Genomic DNA, 20,930 nt, shown 5'->3' with positions numbered 1-20,930 from the left:
CCACCGACACACTTTCGAACGCGTGTTTGATAGTTACGGACGGTAGCGAGCGCCCGGGTGCGCCGACGAAGAGCCCATCACTTGACCTCGACTGCCCTCGAGGTTCTACGGTATCGCCCATGACCGACGCGACGCCGTGGACAATGGACATCCCACCGATTCAGGGTCTGGGCTTGATGCGCCTGAAGGACGATGGGTGGGGAGATTCGGACCGGGATCCTGCAGTCTTGGTCCGGACTGCCGTCGAGGCCGGCGTGTCGTTGCTCGATACCGCCGAAATGTATGGCAACGAAGAACTTGTGGGACGCGCCTTGGGGTCGTATCGCGAGCAGGTGACGCTCTGCAGCAAGTTCGGTGTCTACTGGGGCGAGTCGGGTCGGTTCGACGACTGGTCGGTGAGGGCAGATCCGCACACCGTCCACACTGCAATCGACGGCACGCTGGAGCGACTCGGCGTCGACAACCTCGATGTCTACTACCTGCATCATCGCAGCGAGAAGACGCCGATAGAGGAGACCGTCGCTGCGATGGCAGAACTGAAGCAGGCAGGCAAGATTGGGCACCTGGGTCTGTCTAACGTCACCGTCGATGACATCCGGCGCGCCCACGCGATACATCCCATTACTGTTGTGCAACAACAGTGGTCGCTCGCCCACCGAGAGGCAGAATCATTCCTGCCGACTCTCGCAGAGCTCGACATCGCACTCATAGCGCACTCCCCCCTCGGCCATGGCAGCCTGACCGGCTCGGACGACACGCCACTTGTCCATACTCTCGCGAGGATCGCGTCGAACAGAGGTATGACAACCGGTCAGATCGCGTTGGCCTGGGTTCATCATCGCGGCAACGACGCCGCGGCGACTGTTGTTCCGCTACCCGGGACGTCGTCGATTTCCCACCTGCGCGCGAACATCGATGCGGCGCAGCTGGTACTCGACAGCTCCGAAATCGAGCAATTGGATGCCGGTTCACAGATCGTGCCTTAGCCGCTTCTCGCGTGCACAACGGGTTGTCTCAGCCACACCGGATGTCGGTAGTCTGACGTCTGTGGCATCGAGCTTCTATCGCGCGGAATGGTCGGGCGACGATCTGCAACAGGATGTCTCGGAGGCGCACTGGGTGAACAACAGTCTCGAGGTCGTCGCCCAAACCACGGTGGGCTCGCTGGTCCCCACTGTGTTCGACGCCTATGCCCGCATCAATTATCCCGCTCGTAACGGCACGCCTCACCCCTTGTCGCCGGCGAAAACCGTTGTAGCCTGGCATGTTCAGCTGACTTCCATCATCGAGGTACTCGTCCGAAGCACGAAAACGCCGAACGAATGCTGGTTCGCGGTCTGGGAAGCAACACCGCCCTCGACGACATTCGCGACAAGGCACCGACCGCGGACATCGCCGGTTACAACTATTTTCTGTTGAAGGGACCGGTCTCGCGCGCAACCGACACGCTCAGAGGACTCTCGCCGAGTCTGTGGTGGCCGGCCGACCACGCGTGGTGCGTGGCTCAGCACTTCGACTTCCCGTGTACATATCTCGGAGGCAGCGCGGAGACCGTTGCCGGCATTCTCGCGCTCTCAGAGATCGAATCCTCGCCGGTTCGCGTCGACCAGATCATCACCGTGAACTACGGGCAGCACAACGACTGAGATCCTCAACCATTCGATGCGATGGCCTCGACCAGAAGTACGTTCCACTGCACGCCGAAACTCAGTGGTAATGAGCCGTGTTCGAAGTACTCCATCCGCCCGTACGGCGTCACGCTGAACATGCCAGGGTGTGGCGTCGGACTTCGTTCCTCGTGCTGTGCCAGGAATCCTGGGCGATCCAGCACGCGGGCGCTTCCCTGCGGTCTCGTCCTGAAGTCCAACCACAGGTATCTGTCCCACACCAAGCAGCCGTGCAACATCACGTCCCCGACCATGTTGCCGTCGGACATCATCGTGGTGAAGCCGTCGCCGAGGTGAGCGATCCACTCCGTTCTGCCATCGACATCCACGGCCTCGACACGAGCGGGAACGTCGGTGCACACCTCCGCGGGCAGTTCCAACTGCTCTGGTGAAGCCCAGTACGTTGTGGGCGTGAACACCGAGCCTACGGCCGGTTCGTCGGGCCACGGCTCCATGTCCTCGAGCATCCACAGTTGCGGCATATCAAGAGAAATCAATCAGAATTGCGCCCTCGGCGCTCCCATTCCCGGGTCGATTTGGAACGGCCCGCTCGCAGAAGGCGCTATCGGGAAGTCGAAGATCGCAGTGGGGATGTACACCGTGGCACAGGAGTTCGGGATGTCCACCACGCCGGACAGGCGTCCTTCGATCGGGGCCGATCCCAGCAAAAGGTATGCCTGCTCGGGGCTGTAGCCGAACTTGGTGAGGTAGTCGATCGCATGCATGCAGGCATTCTGGTACGACAGGTCGGAGTCCAGATACTTCTGCTCGCCGTCCACGGTCACCGAAATACCCGAGAAGGCAATCCATTCGGAGTACTGCGGTGCGGTGTTGCCGGGCATGAAGATCGCGTTTTCGCTCACTCCGTACGTTTCCATGCCGCCCTTGATCAGGTCGACGTGCAGGTCCATGAAGCCACCCATTTCGATGGCACCGCAGAACGTGATCTCCCCGTCGCCCTGGGAGAAGTGCAGATCACCGAAGGACAGCTTCGCGCCCGGCACGAACACCGGGTAGAAGACGCGGGTGCCCTTGGTGAGGTTCTTGATGTCCTGGTTTCCACCGTTCTCGCGTGGCGGTGCTGTGCGTGCGGCTTCGCCTGCGACACGGCTGAATTCGTCACCGCTCAACGAGCCGAGGATCGCACCGTCGAGCTCGGGTGCAAGAGCCAGTGGCGGAACCCGATTGGGATCGGTGGCGATCAGCGCACCCTCACGGGCGTTCCACTTGGCCAACAGTTCTGCCGAGGGCGCGGTCCCCATGAGTCCGGGATGGGTGATACCGGTGTATTTCACGTGCGGCACGTGGCGAGATGTGGTGGTCTGCCCGGAAAAATCCCAGATCGCCTTGTACGCGTCGGGGAATCGATCGGTGAGGAACCCGCCGCCGTTCTGCTTGGCGAAAATTCCTGTGTAGCCCCAACCCTGACCGGCCAGCGGACCCGAATCCTCCTGCGGTATCGGCCCGACATCGAGGATGTCGACTATCAGTAGGTCACCTGGCTCGGCCCCCTCGATGTGGAAAGGGCCGGAAAGAGTGTGCACGTTGTTGAGCGGCGCATTGAGAATGTCCTCGGCGGAATTGTCGTTGTGGATGGCCCCGTCGAACCATTCGCGACAGTGGGCCCGGAAGGACGTGCCGGGTTTGACTGTGACCGCCGCCGGGATATCGGGATGCCATCGGTTGTGACCGACGACCTCCTGCTCGGTGAAACTCTTCGTCGAGTCGAGCGGAAACAGCAGTTCGGGCACTGGACACCTCCGGTTGCGCGGATTCCCCTGCCTCGATCATTGCACCGTCGCGGTCCATCCGGTCGGATATGGCGTGTAAAAGTTGTATGACGTTGTGCCGGAACGTTGCTGATACGACGTCTCCGGCTACCCTCGGATGCGTGCCCACCTACAGCTTCCGCTGCGCACAGCGTTGCGACCCCGTCGAGCAGAGCTTCTCCATGGCCGACGTGCCCTCCGAGGTGACATGCCCGGAGTGCGGAGAGGCAGCCGGACGAAAGATCTCCTCACCCGCTCTCGGACGAGGAAGCAGCGCTGCGATGAAGGCGCACGACGCCTCGCGCGCCACGGCCGACACGCCTGCCGTCGTCTCGTCCCTACCGCCGGCCGCAGATCGGCACCGCGGACCACATCCAACCCACTGCATCGCCGACTGCCGCGCCCCTGACGACCGGCGTTTCCCTTTCGTACCGACGGGGAAGTCCGACGGCATGTCCGAACTACCCACTCCGCCGTCCATCGCCGACGGCTCCACCACCGAGGACGTCGTCGACTGGGTTGCCGAGCATCTGGGCGACCTGACGCGCGAGGGGCCGGATGGCATCTCGGCGGGAGGCATTCGCGGCGGGCAGTCCGCTGCCGATACTGCCCTGGCCGGGCTCGACATCACCGGATATGCCCGCGATCGCAGCACCGTTCTTCCGGTGGATCGCCGAGGCGCAAGCCGCATGTCGCCGTACATCCGCCACGGGCTGCTGACGCTGCGAGAGGTCTGGGACGCGGTGTCCGACGCTCCCCCACGCGACCGTTCTCGCTATCGCGACGAGCTGATGTGGCAGGAGTACGCCCGCCACCTCTATGCGCGCACCGGATCGGATCTCGGCCGTTCGCTACGCCGTGAGCAGCCGCGACCGCAGGGCTGGACCGCGCAGCCGTGGCCCGAGGAGATGAACTGCATGTCCTCGGTGGTGGGTGAATTACACGAGGTCGGTTGGCTGGTCAACCAAACTCGCATGTGGCTCGCCTCCCAGTGGGCAGTCCGCGCCGGAGCGACGTGGCGCGACGGCGAGGACGAGATGTTCGCCCATCTGCTCGACGGCTCCCGCGCCGCCAACCGCCTCGGCTGGCAGTGGACCGTCGGTACCGGGAGCGGCAAGGTCTACGGTTTCAGCCGGTGGCAGGTGAACAAGCGGGCCCCGTTCCTGTGCCGCAACTGCGCGCTGAAAGATGCGTGTCCCATCGAGAATTGGCCCGACGACGATCTCGGCCCAGCAGTCGACGGTCCAGATCTGAACAAGGCTCCGATTCCCGCCGGCCCAGCCCATATGGAAGGCACTGGCGCAGAACAGGTGTGGATCACAGCGGAGTCACTCGGCACCGCAGACCCAGCACTGGCCGCCGAGACCGACCGGCCCGCGGTGTTCGTCTTCGACGAGCCGCTCCTGCGCAAACTGAGGCTCTCCGGCAAAAGGCTGGTCTTTCTCGCCGAGACGCTCGGTGAGATCGCATCGACCCGCCCGTTGGAGGTGCGCCGCGGGCGAGTTGCCGACGAACTCTCCGGACGCGCCTTGGCCACCACCTGGGCGCCCGTTCCCGGCTTCTCCCGCATCGCCGACGCCATAGCCCCGGTCGAGTTGCATCCCTGGCCGTGGCTGGTGCGTCCCACCACGTCCTCGGTCCGCTCGTTCAGCGCGTGGCGTCGGAGTCATTGAACAGCTCTACCGCGGCCGCACCGTGATCTGCCCTTCCTCGCTGTGGGCGGACAAGGTCTTCGGTGATCTCGGATCGTTGATGACGTCGACGGAAACGTCGCCCTTCTCGGATTCCGCTTCCACGGCGTAGGCGACGGCGGGTGGGAGCCCGATCGTCGTGTCACCGATCACGTTGCTTGTCTTCACCGATTCCGGCGCAGTCGAGATTCGACGGTGATCTCACCGAAGGTCGTACTCACCTCGACAGCGGTCGCCGTGGCATCGCTGATCTTCACGTCGCCGAAACGCGTGTCGACCAGCAGAGCTCCTGCCGATCCACGGGCGAACACCGATCCCGACGCTGTCGAGACAGTCACGTCTGCAGCGACATCGGACAGTACGACGTCCCCGCCTGCTCCGTTCACCGTGAGGATCAGATTAGCCGGTATCTGCAATTCGACATCGGCGTCGCATGATCCGTATTTGTCGTACGAGCACTCCACCGCCACGGTCGATCCGTCCGCACCGATATCGATCGTGGGGCTGTCTCCTCGGTAGATGCCGCGAGCTCGAACATGCAGAGAGTCATCGGGACTGGGCACGAACGTCAGATGGGCGAATCCTGTCGTGACGGTCAATCGAGAGCCGTCGATCGCGTGGTCGACCGAGTAGTCATAGTCCTGAGCCTTCGGAACGGAGAAGCCGAGCGCGATCGCGGCTGTCGTTCCCGCGCCGGCCAGGCCGATCACCACCGCCGCGGTGGTGATCGCCAGTGCATTGCGCAACAATGGAATTCGATTCATCGAATAGCTCCCAGGTATCGTAGGACTGCCATGACTCGTCGGTGATCAGCACTGTCACCGAGCAAGCCGAGTTTGGCGAAGATGTTTCCGATGTGCTTTTCGACGGCCGCTTGACCGACGACCAGAGAGGCCGCGATACCGGCATTGGACTTGCCTTCGGCCATCGCCGTCAACACGTCTCGTTCCCGCGGCGTCAACGAATCGAGGGGATCCGATCGCGGTGCTCGCGCCAGAATCTGCTGCACGACTTCCGGATCGATGACGGTTCCGCCGCCGGCGACAGTCTTTACCGCGTCGGCGAATTCATCCACATCGGCAACACGATCCTTGAGCAGATACCCGACGCCGTCCGTGCTCTGCCGGATCAGTTCGGCCGCATACGTTTCCTCGACGTACTGCGAGAGCACCAGTACCCCGACGTCGGGCCATCGCTCACGAATGACAAGTGCTGCTCGCAGGCCTTCGTCGAGAAATGTGGGAGGCATCCGAACGTCGATGACGCAGACGTCGGGCAGGGGGTCGGTGGCCGACATCAGTGTCAGGAGCTGCCCCGCGTCACCTACTTTGCCGATCACCTCGCACCGGTGTCGACCAACAGCCGCGCAACACCCTCACGCAGCAGTACCGAGTCGTCGGCAATGATCACTCGCACGGGATGGTCACCTCGACTCGTGTCGGACCACCTGATGGTGACGTCACCGTCAGCGTTCCGTCGATTCCACTGAGCCTGTCGGCCAGTCCGGCCAGTCCGCCGCCGGGCTCGAGATGCGCACCACCACAACCGTCGTCGATCACGGTCACTGATACGGAGGATTCTCCACGCACGACGTCCACCTGCACGTGACTGGCGTCGGCGTGCTTGCCGACATTCGTCAAGGCCTCGGATACGACGAAGTACACCGTCGATTCGGCGGTGGCATCGAGACGCCGCTCTCCGGTGAGGGCCGGGTCGATGTCGATGGACACCGGAATTGTGCACAGCGCCGCGACCGAAGACAGTGCCGCATCGAGTCCTCGATCGGTCAGGATCGGTGGATGCAGTCCTCGCGTCAACGTCCGTATCTCGCCGATCGCATTCTTGGCTTCACGATGCGCATCGTCGAGCAGACCCTTCAACACCACGTCATCGGTAGCGGATACACGAGACTTCGCCTGCCCCAGTGACATTGCCACCGATACCAGCCGCTGCTGGGCCCCGTCGTGGAGGTTTCGTTCGATGCGTCTCCGTTCGGCATCTGCAGCGTCGACGACGCGAGCGCGACTCATCGTCAGCTCGTTCACCCGCTTGCCCGACTCGGACTGTCCGAGAAGTGCTGCAGCGCTCCACCAATCGACTTTTGCGAGCAGGGTTGTCAGAGGAGGGACGCCGGCAACGAGCACCGCCAGAGCTACCGCACCGACGCACGCAACCAGCGGAAAGTCGACTCGTTCGGCGATCTCCAGTCCGGTGCCCTCGGGATCTGTGACCAACCACGCGATCGGGGCCACCACCAGAACGGGAAGGACCAGGAACAGCGCCGGCAGCAAGAAGAGCAGAGCGGCCGAGATCGGAATGCGAATGATCCAGTAGACGAGTGACTTCCACAACCCGACGTCGCGGACGCACCACACCAGCTTGTGCCAGCTGGTCGGATAGACGATCGTCGCAGGTCTCGTGATCTCGATGCCACTGGTGACGTCGACGCCGGCCCGTGCCGCGATGTCCAACCACCGAAGGACCACGATTGTGAACACGAAAACGAGCACGCCACTGAGGGCGAACGGCAGTGCGAACACAGCGAGTAGGAGTAGACCGACGATCAGCCAACCACCGACGCCGGCGAACGTCGCCGCGAGCAACGAGGCCACTGCTAGCCACCACTGTTGCGAAATCCACGCTCTGAGCGGATTCAGGGGAATCGGTAATGCCTGGTTCATGCGGTTGAGCGTAAGTGGGCAGTTGCCGGGTCGTCCCCACTGTGAACCCACGAGGTGAAGTAGGGCCAGCCCTACCGTCGACACGCGGGTCGCGCGCGATCGCCGAGCTCAGGCGTCGAACACGCTCGCCTTCTCCCGAACTTGTCGGAGCCCGGTGATATCAAGGATGTAGAGAGATACGACAGAAAGGGATTCGCATGTCCGCACGCTTCGATACCTGCAACGGCACACTCGTGATCCACGCGGTCGGCGGTGCGGAGTGCACGGAGCCGGACTGCGTGGATCTCGAGTACGTACGCCACTTCCTGGTTCTGGAATGCGAGGAGGTCACCGGCGGTTGCCAGTGCACCGCCCTCGTGGAGTTCGCTCAGGCGTCCTGACGTCGAACCACCGGCTGCTGCAGTTCGGTCACCCAATTCTCCTGCGGCTGCGGCTCTGACACCAGGTAGTACTCACGGCAGATTCCGGAGAGTTCGTAGCCGTTGGCCTCGATCCAGGCCGTGAACTGCTCCCAGGTCTCGCCGATCGTTGCCATCGAACCGTGGTGAACGGTGGTCACCGCGAGCTCGACGGGCGGTAGCTCGCGAACCTCGTAGCCCTCACCGGACACGACTTCTGGCCCCACCTCGAATGCGGCATGCACGGTGATTCCGGTGCCGTCTCCATCGTCGACGGCCTCGTACATGGCAATCGACGACGGCCCGAACGCCACGCCGTGCCCAGCGAGCGTCTGGGCGAGTCGGGCGTACATCGGGCCGATGACCGGGCCGATGTTCTCGGGCCCGAACCCGGCGGCGGTCTCGGAGACGAGAGCGATACGAGTGGGTGGCAACGATTTGGTGTCTACGGTGATCATCGAAATCCCTTCGGTGTGGGAGAGCCGCGCATCGATGCGACGCAGGCGAGCGGCGTCGAGATCGAGTCGACGAGCGACATCAGTGCGCTTGGCGGCGAGCATCTCGCGTAGCCGATCGGCGCTGACCTGGCCGTGTACGATCTGCGTCACCTCGTCGAGCCTGAACCCGAGGTCCTTGAACATGAGAATGCGTCCCAGAACCTCGAACTGCGAACCCTCGTACGAGCGATAGCCCGTGAACGGATCCACCCGTGCCGGCGTCAACAACCCGATCTCGTCGTAATGCCGAAGCATGCGAACCGACACCCGGCCGATCGATGCGAACTCTCCAATGCTGAACATGACCCTCCGAGGTTCTCGTCTCACACAGTGTGAGGGTCAAGCGCAGAAAATCGGGTGCACTGAACCGCGCTGACCCTCTTTGCCAGGCTGCTTGTGAGTCGAGATCAAGTAGCGGAGGAGAGTCGTGATGACGGTCGATGTGGGGTTCACCGGGGAGCAGATCCGGCAGTTGGTGTTCGAGTACTGCGGTCTGCGGCATGGGCAGCGTGGCGCGTGGATGGATGCGCGTCCGCATATCTCGAAGCGAATGATGGCGCGCTGGCGTTCAGCTGTGTTCGACGGTGATGTGGACCGCGGGATGGTCCCGCGTCAGACTGGTGCCATGCATGTAGCTCCAGGTGATCGGCAGTCGTCGATGCAGCGTCGGGAGATCGACCGAGCCCGCCACGATGAGGAGTTGGAGCGCCGAGACGCCCGAATCCGGCAACTCGAGGAGACCAACGAACTGTTGGGAAAAGCTATCGGGCTTTTGCACGCGATGAACGTGCCCGAGCCCGCCGACACCCCGATGAAGAACGATCCCACCGATTCCTGACTACCGAGAACACGCTCGTCACGGATCTGGCGTCGTCGGCCGGGTCGGTGCGCAGTGCCTTGACGGTAGTGGGGCTCTCCCGCTCGACGTGGCACTACCGCCGCAGTCCACGTCCTGCAGTCGAACAACCTGTGCACCAACGTGATCGGCGGTATCCGAATCGCATCGACAGCACCGATCGAGTTCAGGTCGAAGCGTTGATCACCACCGGATGGCGGGCCGGCAACTCGGTCGATCACACCTTCGCCACCGCCTGGGACAACGGGTCGATGATGGCGTCGCGTCGCTCGTGGTGGCGTATCGCAGCCGCGGTCCTCGACCAACGCAGTCGCCCGAAGACACCGACCAAGAAGAGCACCCGCACCCCGCGCCGGATGCCCGTCCACACCGCCACCGCGCCCGGTCGGGTGTGGAGTTGGGACATCACCGATCTGCACTCACCGTGGCGCGGTGCCTCGTTCAAGGCGTACTCGATCATCGACATACACTCACGGTTGATCGCAGGGTGGCGTGTGGAGGAACGAGAGAGCGACCACCTCGCCGCCGAGATGTTCGAGAAAGCCATACAGCGTTACGGCGCACCATCATTCGTTCACGCGGACTCCGGTCCGGCGATGCGCTCGAACACCCTCGAGACTTGCTTGACCGCACACGGAATCGAGCTCACCCACAACCGTCCCTACGTCAGTAACGACAATCCGTTCTCCGAGTCGGAATTTCGGACCATGAAGTACCGCCCGAACTACCCTGGCATCTTCTCCGGCATCGATGCCGCTCGCGGGCATCTCACCGACTACGTCCACTGGTACAACACCGACCACAAACATTCCGGCATCGCACTGTTCTCACCCGCAGACGTGCATTCCGGGAAGTGGCGACAGATGTGGACCGACCGCGACCGCGCCCAACAGGCCTACTACGACCGGCATCCCGAACGGTTCCGAGCTCGTCCACACACACCCCGGCCCGCATCGAGCGTGGGAATCAACGACAACCGACTCCAAACAGCTTGACATCGAGCGTCAGCGCGGTCGCCTGCACCCGATTCTTCACGGCACGGGAATCCGGAAGCGAACCGCCGACCCCAGAAGGCCGACTTGCTCGCCTCCGACTCTCGTCAGGGTCGCTATCGAGGCCGCGTTGCCCGCCTCGCAGACCGCCGTTACCCGGGGCATGCCCATGTAAGAGGCGAGCGTCAGCACCTCGCGTACTGCCCAAGATGCAACTCCCCGACGTCGATCGGACGGGCGAACCCCGTAGCCGATGTGCCCGAGACGGGCGGCGAACTCGTGGCTGTCGTGTCTGAGTGCGACGCCGCCCAACACTCGTTCGCCCTCCACGATCCAGCGGTACGTGCACTCGACGTCGTCCCGAAGCCGCTCGACCCAATCCGAAAAGCCCTGTGCGGACCCGACATCATCGTCGGCCGTCAACCCGAAACCATCCTCGTGGAACCCCGGCCCCCATTCGGAGCGACAGTCCAGCCAGACGTCACGCAGATCGTGCGAAGGGAAGACAAGTTCCATAGCACTCGCTCGAGGATTCACGCCCATACCTGCCTCCGTTTCGGATTACTGACGGCTACGGGAGGTTGGAATCCAGGTCCGAGGCCGAAATATACGCGCCGTCAGCGGTACACGGTGAATTGATCGCCCCACGATCGGGTCATGTGTCCCGCAGCCGAGGCCACGACCATGTTCCGCGGATCCACACCTTCGGGTTGCGGAATCGACCATCCGATCTCACCGGTGCGGGCGTCGATGGAATGCGTGCCTGATAGTCGCCGAAGACGAAGTTCTTCCCGTCGGTCAGTCCACTGCGCACCCAATATGCGTCCTCCCACGGCGTCACCCATCGCTCGGCGCCGTCGTCGATGTCGAGACCGGTGAGCGTCTTCGCCTCCGGATCGGTGACGATGACGACGCGGTCGACCACTGCAACCAGGGCCGACTGTGTCCCGCTGAACTCCGACTGCACCACGGCTGGATTGCGCCAGAGCTCGTCGCCGGTATCGGGGTCGTAGGCACCGTCACCGAGGAACATCGGCGGCGGATTCCGTGGGTTGCTCGGATACATCGATGCTCCGTACGATGGCCGAGGAATTGCCCGGATGGTCGAACCGTCTGCCGCCAAGAGGTTTTGGGTACCCACAGTTCCCGATTCGCTGCCGACACTCGACAGCCACAAGCCGTTCCCGACGCTCCGGACCGAGTCACCCTCGTAGGCAAATACCTCTGCGCCACTGTCGAGATCGAAGATCGTGTAGATGTATTGCGGGGTGCCGTCACCCCTGGACGTCAACATCACCGACTTTCGATCCGGCGTGACATACACCGAGGAGAAGTCGCCGGACCGCTCGAACGTGCGGCGGAAGTCGGACTCGACGGCCGCCGGAGTACCTTTCGTCAGCACCGGCGTTCCGTCCAGATTCCCAGAGACGAAGACGGTCTGGTCCACGATTCGTGCACCGTTCACATCGAAATCCGTTCCGACGTCCGCGACCAGCGCCCCGTCGGACGTGTCGATGGACACCACGCGCCGATCACCCCAGCACGCGAGCAACACCGATTCCAGTTCCGGCGCACACTGACTCACCCGTCCAATGGGCGTCTGCCACAGTGGCGCTCCGTCATCGGGATCGACACCGACGAGCGTGACCGCACCGACCTCGGCACCGCTCGACAGATCTACAGCCGGAAGCGGATAGCCGGTGGCAGCGATGAGCACAGTTCCGGCGTCGAGAAGTCCGCTGTACCCGTAGTACTGATCGAGCAGGCTTGGCATCGAGAGCAACACATCGCCTTCGTTGTCGCTCAAGGCCCGCACGTCGGCAGTCCATGCGAGCTCCGGAGGCGAATCCAGTGACGATTCGACAACCGATTCGGACTGTCGGGCGTCCACGGTCTCCCGCTCGTTTGTCGCGACCCGAACAGCGACGAACACTGCGCCGACAACCATGGCCAGAACAAGAGCACTCAGCTTCCAGCGTTCGCTACGAGTGAGATTCACCGGGCGACGGTAACATTCCTCGGCATTCGAGCGGCCCTGCTCCAGCGACCCGACCGAGGGACCTCAGGCAACTCCCACCGGATAGTGCAGCGGTAATCCTGTCTCTCCGACACCGAGTTCGAGGATCGCCCATTGATGTGGGTCGATGGCGAGCAGTCCGTGGTTGGATACGATCAGCGACGTCCCGCGGAATGCGACCGATGCGGGCGTCGAGTACGGGATGGACCGAGTGATGCTCTCGACGGGCGTGGGGAGCGACGCCACCACCGAACGGGTGTCGGGGTCGACCACCTCGACGGCGTTGTACAGCGGATTCGCAATCGGCAGGTAGATGCGCCCGCTGGACCCGATGGCCGAACCGTCACCCTGACTCGCGACCGCCACAGCCTCGAGAGCACCTGGCGTACCGCCGGGAGTCGCCGAAAGTCGATGGACGACAACACGACCGAACGATTCGACTCGCGGCACCAGCGACATGGTCACCACGAAATTGAGCCGTCCGGCAGCGTCGAACTGCTTGCCGTTGACACCGTGGATCGAGGCGAATTCCGCATTTTGGTACCAGATCTCGGCTGCCCCACCGCCGGAAGGCACCTTCCAGATGGTGGCCTGATTCAGGTCGCTGACGTACATGGTTCCGTCGGGCGCGAATGTTGCCCAGTTGGGCCAGGCCGGTCGATCGACGGGCGAAGGCTCGCACGGATTGCCTGCGGTCCCAGCACAGTTGGGGAGGTCGGCGAATGTCGCGTAGACCGTCTGCGTTCCGGTCGCCGGATCGATGCGCACTGCCCGCGCCCCCGAGTAGTCGAGGGCGTAGACCCGACCGTCGCCGTCGAGCGCAATGCCGTTGACGCCGTGCTGGGCGGGTACGTGATCCGCGAGGGAATACGTCGCGAGCAGGCTACTGTCGGCGGCCCAATGCCAGACGTCCGCAGCCGAATTGGGACGGTTGGACCCCGACCAGATGCTGCCGTCCTCGGGATCGACGGCCAGTCCTTCGGGTTGCCGGGCAGCGGAACCACAGCGATATCCCTGGTCTGCCCATAGTCGAGGGCACCGTCCAGGGGTTCGGCCGCCGCCCCGGGCGCGGTGACGACCGCGCCCTAGAGGCAGCTTGCCATCGACGTCAGAACGAGAACGCCGCTCCGACGTCCGTTCATCGAGGTGTGATGGAACCGAGGAACGAGGTGGTCCAGATCGCCGAATTGGCTGATCCTGCAGCATCGTTCGTCGGAACCAGCCCGTTGAGCGTCACCTGACCACCGGTCAGGCCGAGAGCGGGCTGCGGCGGCAAGGTGAACCCACAGGACTGCTGCACGGTGCCCGGCTCGATGGCCAGATCCATACGACGGCACTGCCCGGTGGACGTGGCTGTGAGCGCCGGCGCGACGCCGTAACTCGTGATGCTCAGCGATGCGCCGAAGTCCGGGGACGACGGGTTCTGGTAGCAGATCGACGCGGTGGCCGCGACGGCCGCGGAGGGCTCGGTCGATGCCGCGCCGGTGGCAGCGTCGACGGACACGGCATGAATCTCGGTGGTGCGCACGCCACCCGGGCATGCGGGAGTGCTTCCGGTCGAGACCGAGTTCACCTCGCGCCCGACGCTGTACTTCACCGAACCCGTCGGTTGCGGGGTTCCTGCGACGGGTTCCGGCACGGGAGCAGTGCCTTCACCGAGTGTGTAGAGGGTCCACAGCGAGCCGGTGCGTCCGTCCGGCAGACGAAGCGGGTTGGCGATCGAGTTGCTGGTCGCGACACCGTCGACGACCCCGGAATCGTTGGGGTTCACTCGCAGAACACAATCGACGGATGCGCGCCCTGGCGAGCCGATCATGAACTCGAGACCGCACGGCCCGTACATCGAGAGCTCGCCCAGACCGGGAGCCGTCAGTGCGCCCCACTGGTCGAGGAATGCCTGGCCGTCGATGATCGGCCCGTCGCACACGTAGATCGGTCCGACGTTCTGAGCCGTCGGGTTCTGCAGGAACCCCGTCGACGGGTCGTTGGTGAAGGTGTACATCCGCGCGTCGAGACGCTCGACTACGGTCAGCGAACGTGGGGAGCCGAAGTAGTCGTTGCACGCAGCGTTGTCCTCCGCGGTGGGACGCAGGCCGCTGTCGACGGTACGGAAGACGCTGAAGTTACCGGGCCCGTCATCGATTGACCCCATGATGGTCGCGGGTGCCGGGCTCGGCGCAGGATCCGCCGAGGCCGTGGCAATCGGACACAACGCGACCGCCACCGCAGACACCACGACGCCGCGCAACCACTTCTTCGACACTTCGTATCCCCCGGAAAATATGGATCCGCAATCGGTGCAGATCGGACTCACCCCGCCGAGGAGACTAGCGCAACAGGCGTTGAGAAGCGAGAGTTGGGGAGATCGCATCGGACAGAAATCTCGTACCTGTCGGTACGACACGGCTATGGTTCGACCTGCACAGTCACCGACCGAGGAGTAGTTCCATGAACAAGCGTCTAGCCTCTTATTCAATTGCAGCACTGGCTGTTTCCGCGTTCTTCGTGGCACAACCTTCCGGTGTCGCGAACGCTGCCCCCTGCTCGGACGTCGACGTGTCGTTCGCCCGCGGAACCGGGGAATTCCCCGGCCTCGGTATCACCGGCAGGCCGTTCGTCGATCGGCTGAAGTCGGAGCTGTCGGACCGCTCGGTCAGTACGTACGCGGTGAACTACGCGGCCGACTTCACTCAGGCCAGCGCCGGCCCGGGATCACGTGACCTCGTCGCACACCTCACGTCCGTCGCAGCGTCGTGCCCGTCGACGACGTTCGTGATCGCGGGCTACTCGCAAGGGGCCACGGTGGTGACCAACGCTGTCGGCGTGCGAACCACCAGCAGCATCACCGGAGCAGTCATTCCGGCCGATCTCGCCGATCGCATCGACGCAGTAGTGGTGTTCGGCAACCCGCTCGGGCTCCGCGGCAGCAAGATCGAGACGGCCAGCGCCACGTACGGCCCGCGCACCCGGAGCTTCTGCAACTTCGGCGATCCGGTGTGCCAGATCGGCGGTTTCAACGCTTTCGCGCACGTTCAGTACGGGACCAACGGGTCCACCACCGAGGGTGCCCAGTTCGCCGCGGCGCAGGTCCGTAGCTGACCGAATCTCAGGGGCGCAGGTTCAATCCCGTCGTGGTCGAGAAGTAGTGCACGGTCTCGGCGCGCGGGGCGATTCGGATGACATCGCCCTGCGACGGAGTCGCGATATCAGGAATACGAGCGATGATCTGCGCCCCGACGGTTCCCAGATTCGACGCGTCCTCGGCGGTGTGGCCGTAGATGTAGGCGTCCGCACCGAGTTCCTCGACGACGTCGACGACGATGTCCGTACCGGAATCGGAGAGCGTCCACGCTTCCGGTCGCACGCCCATCGTCACTCGGCTGCAGTCGATGCGGTCGGCGATCGAACGCTCGATGGGCACCGACAGCGATCCGAGTTTCGCATTGCCTGCCACGACGTCAACATCGAACAGGTTCATGGCCGGTGAGCCGATGAAGCCTGCGACGAAGGCGTTGACCGGGCGCTCGTACAGATCCTTGGGGCTCGCGCACTGCTGCAGCACACCGGCTTTCATGATCGCCACGCGATCCCCCATCGTCATGGCCTCCACCTGGTCGTGGGTGACGTAGACGGTGGTGGTGCCGAGCCTGCGTTGGAGCAGCGAGATCTGCGTGCGAGTCTGCACGCGGAGCTTGGCATCGAGGTTGGACAGTGGCTCGTCCATGAGGAACACCTGCGGGTTCCGCACGATGGCGCGTCCCATCGCCACGCGCTGACGCTGACCTCCGGAGAGCGCCTTGGGTTTACGGCCCAGATAGTCGGTGAGGTCCAGGATCTTCGCGGCCTCCTCGACGCGTCGGCCCACCTCGGCCTTGTCCATTCCGGAGATCTGCAGTGCGAAGCCCATGTTCTTGGCGACGGTCATGTGCGGGTACAGCGCGTAGTTCTGAAACACCATCGCGATGTCGCGTTCCTTGGGTGCCAGTGAGGTGACATCCCGGTCGCCGATCTTGATGGCACCGTAGTCGACGTCCTCGAGACCGGCGAGCATCCGCAGCGAGGTGGACTTGCCGCAGCCGGAAGGCCCGACGAGTACCAGGAATTCGCCGTCCTCGATGGCGAGGTCCAACGATTCGACTGCCGCGACGTCCGATCCCGGGTAGAGCTTGGTGGCTCCTTCGTACGTGACCTGTGCCATGGGAGTGCTCCTTTGTATGGGTTAGAAGAATCGATGTGCGGAGCCGGCAGGCTCGGCGGTGAGGAAGGTGGGTTCCGGCAACCCGGATCGCGCTGCACTGGAGGCGATGTCGTCTGCTACTGCCTCGACGAGATCCGACGGCACCAGAGCGATGGCAGAGCCGCCGAAACCGCCGCCGGTCATCCGCGCTCCGTATGCGCCTGCCCGCAGAGCCGAGTCGACAGCGCTGTCGAGTTCAGGTGAGCTGACCTCGTAGTCGTCTCGCAACGACAGGTGCGACGCGGTCATCAACTCACCGAGCTCTGCTCCTGCGGCCCCGCGATCCAAGAGGGCCGCGGCCGCCTCGACGCGTCGAATCTCGCTGATGACATGGCGAACTCGTGCGATCAGCGTCTCGTCGTCGAGCCCCGCCGTCACCTGCTCGGGGTCGAGTCCGCGCAAAGTCGTCACCCCCAGTTCGGCGTACGCCGTCTCCAGGGCAGCGCGCCGGGCTCCGTACTGACCGTCGACAAGACGGTGCGGCGCATTGGTGTCGATCACCAGCAGCCGCGAGCCGGACCCGGCCAGATCGAGGGGAATCTGACGCGTCGAACCGTCGAGACAGTCGAGCAGCAGCGCGTGTCCCGGCTCGGCCGACATCGCAATGTTCTGGTCCATGCCGCCCGTCGATGCGCCGGCGATCTCGTTCTCGGCGCGAATACTGGCCTCGATCAGCACCTTTCGGTCGAGCCGAAGACCGAAGAGGTCGTCGAGCGCGAGGGCGAACGAGCATTCCAGGGCTGCCGAGCTCGACAGCCCCGAACCCACCGGCACCGAGGAGTGCACGGCCACATCGACTCCGCCGACGCCGTGATCCTGAAGTGCCCAGGACACACCCGCCACGTACGCGGCCCAGCCCGACGGGGTTCCCGGGGCGATCTCGCCGAGCTCACCGGTCCACGACTCGTCGGTGTGCGTCGATACGGCCCGCATGGTCGAGTCCTCGCGGCGACGCACAGCGACCGCGGTGGCATACGGCAGCGCGAACGGCAACACGAGTCCGCCTGCGTAATCGATGTGCTCACCGATGAGATTGACGCGTCCCGGTGCGATCCAGACGCCGTCGGGGTCACCGCCGAATGCACTGCGGAACAACTCGGCTGCACCGTCTGCGAGGTCCTCCTCGGCAATCACATCGAGCCAGTTCACGCCAGTACCTCGCGCAACCGGTCTGCGATCCGCTCGGGAGTGGTGTCGTTGATCCAGGCTCCCATCGCAGATTCCGAACCGGCCAAGAACTTCATCCGACCGGGTGAGCGCATCATCGAAAACAGTTGCAGATGCAGGCGTCCCAGTTCACGATCGACTCCGACGGGCGCCTGATGCCAGGCAGCGATGTACGGCACCTCGTCGACGCCCTCGAAGAACGCGTCGACTCCGCGCAGCAGATCTCGGTAGACCACTGCCAGCTCGTCCCGCTCGACACCGTTCAACTCGGCGAGGTCCGCCACGTCGCGGCGAGGAGCGAGATGCACCTCGACCGGCCAGCGTGATGCTGCAGGCACGTACGCAACCCAGTGTTCGGTGTCGACGACGATCCGTCGACCCGAGCGGAGTTCGGCAGCGAGGACGTCGGCCAGCAACACTCGGCCCGTTCGCTCGAAGTGTCTGCGCGACTGTCGTATCAGCGCATCGGTACGCGGCGGGAGGTAGGGGTAGGCGTAGATCTGACCGTGCGGGTGGGTCAGGGTGACGCCGATTTCCTTACCGCGGTTCTCGAAGCAGAAGACCTGCGCAACGTCGGGGATGGCGGACAGGGCAGTGGTGCGATCGGCCCAGACATCGATGATGGTGCGGACACGAGAGAGCTCCAGCGACACGAAGGACGCATCGGGGTCACTGGCGAAGCAGATCACCTCGCATCGCCCGGTGCCCGGTGCCAGCGGCCACAGCGACTCTCCGTCCACCTCGGTCGGAAGTGATTGCTGCGCTGCGGTTTCGGACAGAGACGGGAAGCGATTCTCGAACACCACCACGTCGTAATCGGCCGCCGGAATCTCGGTGGCCGGACGGTCCGGTCGGCTCGGTGCCAACGGCGACGCGTCGGCCGGCGGCAGGAACGTGCGGTCCATCCGCTGTGCGGCGATGACGATCCATTCACCGGTGAGTACGTCGAATCGCATCTGCGACTGCGACATCGACGGCGACAGGGCTCGCGTATCGACCAGGTCGCGGGTAGCTCCCCCGGAGACGTAGGGCTCGGTGTCGTCGTAGTAGATCAGCTCACGGCCGTCGGCCAGAGTGGTCGATGTCTTGCGCATCGAGTGCGTCGTGGCGTCATGCGCGGTCATCGAGTGCTCGTTCCTCGTTCGTGTCGGGGGAGTGCTCTCCGGCGATCACCACGTCGTCGACCGTCTCGGACAACGCCTCGTGGACGCCGGGGTCGAGTCCGGCATCGGTGACGAACACGTCGACACGCGAAAGCGGAATGGTGTTGGCCAGCGCGCGAACACCCCACTTGGTGTGGTCGGCGAGGACGATGACGCGTCGAGACGACGCGACAAGTGCCTGATTGGTCTGTGCTTCCATGAGATTGGGGCAGGTGAGCCCGGATTCGATGTCCACACCGTGTGTTCCGAGAAACAGCATGTCCAGGTGGATACTCTGCAGGGCACTGACCGTCAGCGGTCCCACGAGCGCGTAGGACGGCGTGCGTTGTCCGCCGGTGAGCAGCACCGTCTGATCCGACCGGCCACCGGTGTGGAAGACATCGGCGACGGGCAGGGAGTTGGTGACGACGGTGATGTTCGGGACATCGAGCAGTTCCTGCGCGAGTGCGTGCGTCGTGGTGCCACCGGAGATGCCGATGGAAGTCCCGGGCCGCACGAATCGTGCAGCGGCACGGGCGATGGCGGCCTTGGCATCTCGATCGAGTTCGGACTTGGCCGAGAACCCCGGCTCGAACACACTCGCCGATCGCGGCAGCGTCACGCCGCCGTGCACCCGCTCGACCAGACCGCGGGCGACGAGCTCGTTGACGTCGCGTCGAATGGTCATGTCCGACACCGACAGTGCCGCGCCGAGATCTGCGACCTTGACCGCACCCTCGGCCGTCACCTGGTCCAGGATCTTCTGCTGACGCTGGTGGGCGAGCATCAGCGGGTCTCGGCGATCACAGCACTGCCACCTGCGGCCAGGATGAGTTCACCGTCGATCTGGGTACCGCCGACCAGGTCCGTACCCGAGGCAGGCACGCTGACCTTATCGGTTCCGTGGTTGAGTACGAAGAGCCAGGACTGCTCCCCTGCCGACCGTCGGACAATTTCCACGTCCGATCCGAGGTCGCGTCGGGTGTCGATATCGGCCGCAACGCAGAGCTTGTCGGTCAGTGCGGCCCAGCCTGTCGCGTCGGGAACGGTGGCCGCATACCAGGCAGCGCCGGTACCGACGGTGCGCTTGGTCAATGCGGGGACGCCCCGAAGATGGCCCTGGGTGTGCCGTGCCAGTACATCGACGTCCTCCGAGGCGGTCAGGTATTCGCTCCAGATCTCGCCGAGGGTCTCGTCGTCGAGAGTCAGGGCTTCCCCGTCGGCGAGCGGGAAGAACTCCTCGACGCGCACGCCGAGCAGGTCACGGAATGCGCCCGGGTAGCCGCCGAGTCGCACGTGGTCGTCCACGTCGGCGATTCCCGAGAAGGCGGTGACGAGTACCTGCGCGCCACCGTCGGCCGCGTCGGCTATCCGCGCGGCGGTCTCGTCGCTGCACAGATACAGGGCCGGTACGACGATGACGTCGTAGTCACTCAGGTCCGTCGACGACGGGACGACATCGCAGGTCACGCCCGCGGAGGTGAATCCGTGATGTGCGCGTCGGGCAATCTCCATGGGCTGCATCGCCATCGACGGATGACCCTCCTGCTCGCATGCCCACTGCGATGCCCAGTCGAAGAGCACGGCAACTCGAGCATCGACGGTGCTTCCTGCGACCGGAGCCATGCGGCGTAGCGCCGCGCCGAGCTCGACCACCTCACGCCAGCGGGCGGAGTCCTCGCCTGCGTGCGGTACCAGCGCCGAATGGAACTTCTCCGCCCCTGCCTTGGACGCACGGAACTGGAAGTAGGCGATGCCGTCTGCTCCACGGGCCATGTGGGCCAGCGAGTTACGCATCATCTCGCCGGGCATCTTG

22 protein-coding genes and 1 pseudogene are annotated in these 20,930 nt (G+C 64.1%); 7 read left to right on the top strand and 16 right to left on the bottom strand.

The annotated features are described in order from the left end of the window. The first annotated feature begins 119 nt into the window (after positions 1 to 119). Both RHBS_RS10080 and RHBS_RS10075 read left to right on the top strand, forming a co-directional pair. Entirely contained in the window at positions 120 to 986 is an 867-nt protein-coding gene (locus RHBS_RS10080) for an aldo/keto reductase (protein WP_220709127.1), read from the top strand. A 336-nt stretch (positions 987 to 1,322) separates the two neighbouring features. Continuing rightward, a complete protein-coding gene (locus RHBS_RS10075) occupies positions 1,323 to 1,646 on the top strand; it encodes a hypothetical protein (RefSeq protein ID WP_128645483.1) in 324 nt (107 codons plus the stop codon). A gap of 5 nt (positions 1,647 to 1,651) precedes the next feature. Here the strand turns inward: RHBS_RS10075 and RHBS_RS10070 are convergent, their stop codons facing one another. Both RHBS_RS10070 and fmdA read right to left on the bottom strand, forming a co-directional pair. Further along, positions 1,652 to 2,149 (bottom strand): hypothetical protein, encoded by a 498-nt coding sequence (locus tag RHBS_RS10070; protein WP_121871739.1) that lies wholly within the window; start codon positions 2,147 to 2,149, stop codon positions 1,652 to 1,654. Between the two features lie 15 nt (positions 2,150 to 2,164). Next, positions 2,165 to 3,418 carry a formamidase gene (fmdA, locus tag RHBS_RS10065; protein ID WP_121871738.1) on the bottom strand — a complete coding sequence of 418 codons (1,254 nt, stop codon included), beginning with the start codon at positions 3,416 to 3,418 and terminating at the stop codon, positions 2,165 to 2,167. A gap of 140 nt (positions 3,419 to 3,558) precedes the next feature. On the opposite strand from fmdA, the gene RHBS_RS10055 reads away from it, so the two are divergent. Then, the gene (locus RHBS_RS10055; protein WP_237669136.1) at positions 3,559 to 5,109 is read left to right on the top strand and encodes an FmdB family zinc ribbon protein; all 1,551 of its coding nucleotides are present in this window, start codon (positions 3,559 to 3,561) and stop codon (positions 5,107 to 5,109) included. 6 nt (positions 5,110 to 5,115) lie between these two features. On the opposite strand, the gene RHBS_RS10050 is transcribed toward RHBS_RS10055, so the two are convergent. The 4 genes and pseudogenes from RHBS_RS10050 to RHBS_RS29720 form a co-directional block, all read right to left on the bottom strand. Next, the gene (locus RHBS_RS10050; protein WP_128645482.1) at positions 5,116 to 5,295 is read right to left on the bottom strand and encodes a hypothetical protein; all 180 of its coding nucleotides are present in this window, start codon (positions 5,293 to 5,295) and stop codon (positions 5,116 to 5,118) included. Beyond that, positions 5,292 to 5,891 (bottom strand): DUF4097 family beta strand repeat-containing protein, encoded by a 600-nt coding sequence (locus RHBS_RS10045; RefSeq protein WP_128645481.1) that lies wholly within the window; start codon positions 5,889 to 5,891, stop codon positions 5,292 to 5,294. The genes RHBS_RS10050 and RHBS_RS10045 overlap by 4 nt, the downstream gene beginning before the upstream one ends. Beyond that, positions 5,888 to 6,543, bottom strand: a pseudogene (locus RHBS_RS10040) (LuxR C-terminal-related transcriptional regulator). Before RHBS_RS10040 ends, RHBS_RS10045 begins: the two are co-directional and overlap by 4 nt. Next, a complete protein-coding gene (locus tag RHBS_RS29720; protein WP_220709126.1) occupies positions 6,534 to 7,808 on the bottom strand; it encodes a sensor histidine kinase in 1,275 nt (424 codons plus the stop codon). The pseudogene RHBS_RS10040 and the gene RHBS_RS29720 overlap by 10 nt, the downstream one beginning before the upstream one ends. A 197-nt stretch (positions 7,809 to 8,005) precedes the next feature. Between RHBS_RS29720 and RHBS_RS10030 the strand changes: the two genes are divergently transcribed. Further along, complete coding sequence (locus RHBS_RS10030; protein ID WP_032397091.1) at positions 8,006 to 8,188, top strand: hypothetical protein; 183 nt, start codon at positions 8,006 to 8,008, stop codon at positions 8,186 to 8,188. On the opposite strand, the gene RHBS_RS10025 is transcribed toward RHBS_RS10030, so the two are convergent. Beyond that, complete coding sequence (locus RHBS_RS10025; protein ID WP_121871733.1) at positions 8,176 to 9,006, bottom strand: MerR family transcriptional regulator; 831 nt, start codon at positions 9,004 to 9,006, stop codon at positions 8,176 to 8,178. The two genes, RHBS_RS10030 and RHBS_RS10025, sit on opposite strands and share 13 nt — an antisense overlap. A 127-nt stretch (positions 9,007 to 9,133) precedes the next feature. On the opposite strand from RHBS_RS10025, the gene RHBS_RS10020 reads away from it, so the two are divergent. Both RHBS_RS10020 and RHBS_RS10015 read left to right on the top strand, forming a co-directional pair. Beyond that, the gene (locus RHBS_RS10020; protein WP_121871732.1) at positions 9,134 to 9,541 is read left to right on the top strand and encodes a hypothetical protein; all 408 of its coding nucleotides are present in this window, start codon (positions 9,134 to 9,136) and stop codon (positions 9,539 to 9,541) included. 131 nt (positions 9,542 to 9,672) lie between these two features. Then, positions 9,673 to 10,554, top strand: a complete 882-nt coding sequence (locus RHBS_RS10015) for a DDE-type integrase/transposase/recombinase (protein ID WP_121871731.1) — start codon at positions 9,673 to 9,675, stop codon at positions 10,552 to 10,554. Positions 10,555 to 10,590: 36 nt separating this feature from the next. On the opposite strand, the gene RHBS_RS10010 is transcribed toward RHBS_RS10015, so the two are convergent. From RHBS_RS10010 to RHBS_RS09995, 4 genes are all read right to left on the bottom strand, one after another. Next, on the bottom strand, positions 10,591 to 11,067 hold the full coding sequence (locus tag RHBS_RS10010; RefSeq protein WP_183130331.1) for a GNAT family N-acetyltransferase: 477 nt from the start codon (positions 11,065 to 11,067) through the stop codon (positions 10,591 to 10,593). Between the two features lie 139 nt (positions 11,068 to 11,206). Beyond that, positions 11,207 to 12,550: a PQQ-binding-like beta-propeller repeat protein gene (locus RHBS_RS10005; protein ID WP_237669135.1), complete on the bottom strand. Its 1,344-nt coding sequence runs from the start codon at positions 12,548 to 12,550 to the stop codon at positions 11,207 to 11,209. A gap of 63 nt (positions 12,551 to 12,613) precedes the next feature. Next, positions 12,614 to 13,774: an SMP-30/gluconolactonase/LRE family protein gene (locus RHBS_RS10000; RefSeq protein WP_128645479.1), complete on the bottom strand. Its 1,161-nt coding sequence runs from the start codon at positions 13,772 to 13,774 to the stop codon at positions 12,614 to 12,616. Beyond that, the gene (locus tag RHBS_RS09995) at positions 13,707 to 14,831 is read right to left on the bottom strand and encodes a hypothetical protein (protein WP_128645478.1); all 1,125 of its coding nucleotides are present in this window, start codon (positions 14,829 to 14,831) and stop codon (positions 13,707 to 13,709) included. The genes RHBS_RS10000 and RHBS_RS09995 overlap by 68 nt, the downstream gene beginning before the upstream one ends. A 185-nt stretch (positions 14,832 to 15,016) precedes the next feature. Between RHBS_RS09995 and RHBS_RS09990 the strand changes: the two genes are divergently transcribed. Next, complete coding sequence (locus RHBS_RS09990) at positions 15,017 to 15,667, top strand: cutinase family protein (protein ID WP_121871726.1); 651 nt, start codon at positions 15,017 to 15,019, stop codon at positions 15,665 to 15,667. Between the two features lie 7 nt (positions 15,668 to 15,674). Here RHBS_RS09990 and RHBS_RS09985 read toward each other — a convergent pair whose 3' ends face one another. The 5 genes from RHBS_RS09985 to RHBS_RS09965 form a co-directional block, all read right to left on the bottom strand. Continuing rightward, positions 15,675 to 16,766 carry an ABC transporter ATP-binding protein gene (locus RHBS_RS09985; protein ID WP_121871725.1) on the bottom strand — a complete coding sequence of 364 codons (1,092 nt, stop codon included), beginning with the start codon at positions 16,764 to 16,766 and terminating at the stop codon, positions 15,675 to 15,677. A 21-nt stretch (positions 16,767 to 16,787) separates the two neighbouring features. After that, complete coding sequence (galK, locus tag RHBS_RS09980) at positions 16,788 to 17,954, bottom strand: galactokinase (protein ID WP_121871724.1); 1,167 nt, start codon at positions 17,952 to 17,954, stop codon at positions 16,788 to 16,790. Continuing rightward, positions 17,951 to 19,066, bottom strand: coding sequence for a galactose-1-phosphate uridylyltransferase (galT, locus tag RHBS_RS09975; RefSeq protein ID WP_121872848.1), 1,116 nt, complete (start codon positions 19,064 to 19,066; stop codon positions 17,951 to 17,953). Before galT ends, galK begins: the two co-directional genes overlap by 4 nt. A gap of 16 nt (positions 19,067 to 19,082) precedes the next feature. Beyond that, complete coding sequence (locus tag RHBS_RS09970; protein ID WP_121871723.1) at positions 19,083 to 19,901, bottom strand: DeoR/GlpR family DNA-binding transcription regulator; 819 nt, start codon at positions 19,899 to 19,901, stop codon at positions 19,083 to 19,085. After that, positions 19,901 to 20,930, bottom strand: a 1,030-nt coding sequence (locus tag RHBS_RS09965) for a beta-galactosidase trimerization domain-containing protein (protein WP_187298434.1), incomplete at its 5' end; no start/stop codon positions are given. The genes RHBS_RS09965 and RHBS_RS09970, both read right to left, overlap by 1 nt.

It is taken from the genome of Rhodococcus sp. BS-15 (genome assembly GCF_000813105.1).
GTDB lineage: Bacteria > Actinomycetota > Actinomycetes > Mycobacteriales > Mycobacteriaceae > Rhodococcoides.
This window is presented reverse-complemented; position numbering and strand designations above follow the sequence as displayed.